Source organism: Vibrio makurazakiensis (assembly GCF_050337375.1).
In the GTDB taxonomy this organism is placed as follows: domain Bacteria; phylum Pseudomonadota; class Gammaproteobacteria; order Enterobacterales; family Vibrionaceae; genus Vibrio; species Vibrio makurazakiensis.
Genome location: NZ_JAKJSW010000325.1, coordinates 1 through 3,218 on the forward strand (window position 1 = coordinate 1; position 3,218 = coordinate 3,218).

A 3,218-nucleotide genomic window follows, 5' to 3' on the forward strand; every position below is an offset into this window, starting at 1 on the left:
CTCTTTAATAAAGCGATGGTAATACATTAATACAGCTGGAATAACGCCCGCAGCACCATTGGTTGGTGATGTCACCACTTGGCCGCCGGCAGCATTTTCTTCACTTACAGCAAACGCAAATAGGTTGATCCAATCCATGATTTCCATTGGGTCATTTTCAATCACTGCGTTTGATTCTAGTTTTTTCAATAGCGCAGGCGCACGACGTGTGACGTTGAGTCCGCCATCTAAAATACCTTCAGTATCAAAACCACGCTGCATGCAAAGTGACATGACTTTCCAGATTTGCTCTGCTTTTTGGTCGATAATATCCATATCCTGGAACGACACTTCGTTACGTAACACTAAACCACCAAGGCTCAAACCTTGCTCTTCTGCTTTTTCTAAAAACTCATCAGCAGAAGAGAATGGGAACTCTACTTCTACTTTTTTAGCGCTGCTGCCGTTTTTCAACTCATCTTCAGTCGCAATGAAACCACCACCAATTGAGTAGTATGTCTCGATAGCCAGTTGCGTCCCGCTAGCATCAAAAGCTGAGATAGTCATACCATTTTCATGCAGTGGCAAATTGGTGCTGTGGAATAACAGGTCTGTTTCAGTATCGAAATCGATATTCTTAGCGCTTGCGAGATTTAAGCACTTATCTTCAATGGCTTTCTTCATCGCTAAGTTAGCACTAGTGATTTTGATGGTATCTGGCTTATTACCCAATAGACCTAAGATAGTCGCTCTATCTGTGTGGTGACCTCGACCAGTCAAAGATAGAGACCCGTACAAGTCTATTTGAACCCGAGTGACGTCATCTAGCATAGGTTCAATTAATTGCGTGAAGTTGAAACCCGCGATCATCGGGCCATTGGTATGGGAACTGGATGGCCCAACCCCAATTTTGTAGATATCAAAGATAGACAGCATAATAACTTCCTGTGAAGACTTGGCTCGATGTTACGAGCTCTTATGTCAAATTGAATCGTCGGTTAGACTTCAAGTGTGTGGCTTACAGCTACTAATTGGTCGCATATAGTCATTCCCATCTTTTGCGGGTTATGTACTAATAATAGCGCACTCCGGTTAACACTAAATGAGTCGATTTTGAGCATAAATGCGACACACATAATACGAAGTGGCTTAAAACTACTTTTGTTAATTGGGAATGTATACATAATTCACTCTTTACCGTTATTAAAACGAGACTTGTGCATAAAATGACCATAAATCACGTTGTAATTGTGCTAGGAAAGCGCTTAAACAGAAATTTATTGACCAAAGAGGGGCGTAGCCGAGTTCAAGCTTTAGTGAGTTATTTGAACGCGAATGCCTGTCAACAGATGGCTGTTGCGTTCTGTGGCGGGGTAACTTCTGGGCAAAGTGTTTCTGAAGCGCAAGTTATGCATAATTATTTCCAGCAGCTTAAGAAAGAAAGCGGACAAACTTTTGATGTTGGTGCTGTACTACTTGAGCAACACTCAACCAATACGGTTGAGAATATTCAAAACCTCGCACACGAAATGATTGAAAGCGCGCTATTTCAACGAGGTCAAAACGTTAAAGTCACCTTTGTTTCAAATGACTATCACTTGCAGCGTATTTTTGAAATACAAGAACTGATGGATGCTCAGGGGTTACTTAAAGTTCTGAACGATAAATGTATGGCACTGGGCGTTCATTTGAAAATTGCTCCTATGTTGTCGGAACATATCGCGGTTCCATACCCACATAAAAGTGTGCAGGGCGAGCTATTTTTGCTTACAGACGAGCTGACAACCTACCGAGTGTATTTGGAAGGTGTTCTTGCTGGCGTGTTTGGTATGAATTTAGAGGAGGTGCGACAGAAGCCTAGCGCGATTGCTTTAGACTCGTTATACCGAATACAACAGTTGCTCGTAGATTCAACCGAGTTTGAACTCGTGACGTGCTTGCTCCCTGTATTAGAGAGTTGTATCCACAATACTCCAACTCATGCTGAGGAAGAGGCAGTTAGAAGCTACCTCGCATTACTGGATACTAACCTGACGTTATTGAATCGCTACTTAGATCCTGAAGTGGAACAGGCTCAGCGCTGGTGGCGATAAGTGGATATCCTTTATCTATCGCCGTTTTTATCGAGTATTACTTTTTCTTGGTTAACCCAATAACAGTTTTTAGGCCTGCGAAAGCAATCAAGCAGTACGCTAAAAGCTCTGTGCCTTCTTCTGCAATGTTTTTTACATCACGAATGTAATGTTCACCCATCACGCTTTGCCAAAAACTACCCATGCCGAATAAGCGTGAAAATACCAACAGCAGCATTACGCCAGTTACGAGCAGGTTCATGTGAGGGGAAGCCAGAATTAGGGCAAGTTGATCTATAGTGCGTTTACCATTTTTGAAGGCATAAAAAATAGCACTTCCCGCCACAAGAATAGCTGGATAGACCCAAGCACCATGTACGATCGAGTCGAACAAATGATCCAATTCACGAATGAATAGAACAGCAAAAAATGCACTAATAAGCATTGCAGCGTGTTTTACTTCGCTCTTTTCTCTTGCTAGGTAAAGAAAAGATATTGATGTCACCATGAGTAAAAGTTGCTGTAAAACTTCAGTTGCCGAGAGCTCTCCAATTTGACCGTTTAGTAAGACAAAATCGACACGGATTGCCAAGTTAACGATTATACCGATTGCTAACACAACCAGCGCTGTTTGGCAGCGTTTGTAAATAACTTGAGAAGTTGACTGCGATAAGCTGAACTCAGGGAGCTCCAGAGACATGTCGCTTGATTCTGTAGTCTTATAGTGATCTTTCATAATGGTTCAATATGTAAAAGTTTGTAACGGGTGGGCATTTTAGCTTCGGTCTGGTGAGTAATGTCAGGGTTTTGTTAGAATAAAACGGTGTTCAATTGATGGCGGTACGGTAAACTGCTGCTTGAATAAGCGAGCAGTTTACAAAATTCGTATGGTTATCATATAGGTGTGAATGAAATAGGAAGGTAGAAAAGCGGTTTAGCTTTCTTCTTTTTCTTTGTGGTTTTTATTGAAATATTCCCACTGCTCAACACGTTCTTCTTCAGAAAGTACACAGTAGGTTACGCGTTTTTCATTTTCGGTTACGGTTTCAAGCGCTCCACTTTGCTGAACACAGTACACTGCGGCTGGGTTTGCCATCATGACGACTTTTTTCGTTTCTCCATCAACTTCCTGAGTGGGTTCACTGGCACACCCAACAAGTACGATAG

5 protein-coding genes are annotated in these 3,218 nt (G+C 42.0%); 1 reads left to right on the forward strand and 4 read right to left on the reverse strand.

Annotation, left to right across the window (positions count from 1 at the left end; translation table 11 throughout):
- The coding region (locus L4C33_RS20830; RefSeq protein WP_428814304.1) for an L-serine ammonia-lyase at window positions 1-915 on the reverse strand (915 nt) is incomplete at its 3' end.
- Window positions 916-977: 62 nt separating this feature from the next.
- Window positions 978-1,163 (reverse strand): hypothetical protein, encoded by a 186-nt coding sequence (locus tag L4C33_RS20835; RefSeq protein WP_428814305.1) that lies wholly within the window; start codon window positions 1,161-1,163, stop codon window positions 978-980.
- A gap of 42 nt (window positions 1,164-1,205) precedes the next feature.
- On the opposite strand from L4C33_RS20835, the gene L4C33_RS20840 reads away from it, so the two are divergent.
- On the forward strand, window positions 1,206-2,072 hold the full coding sequence (locus tag L4C33_RS20840; protein ID WP_428814306.1) for a YdcF family protein: 867 nt from the start codon (window positions 1,206-1,208) through the stop codon (window positions 2,070-2,072).
- Between the two features lie 37 nt (window positions 2,073-2,109).
- On the opposite strand, the gene L4C33_RS20845 is transcribed toward L4C33_RS20840, so the two are convergent.
- A complete protein-coding gene (locus tag L4C33_RS20845) occupies window positions 2,110-2,787 on the reverse strand; it encodes a hypothetical protein (RefSeq protein ID WP_428814307.1) in 678 nt (225 codons plus the stop codon).
- 198 nt (window positions 2,788-2,985) lie between these two features.
- Window positions 2,986-3,216 carry a putative hemolysin gene (locus L4C33_RS20850; protein ID WP_428814308.1) on the reverse strand — a complete coding sequence of 77 codons (231 nt, stop codon included), beginning with the start codon at window positions 3,214-3,216 and terminating at the stop codon, window positions 2,986-2,988.
- Between the last annotated feature and the right edge of the window lie 2 nt (window positions 3,217-3,218).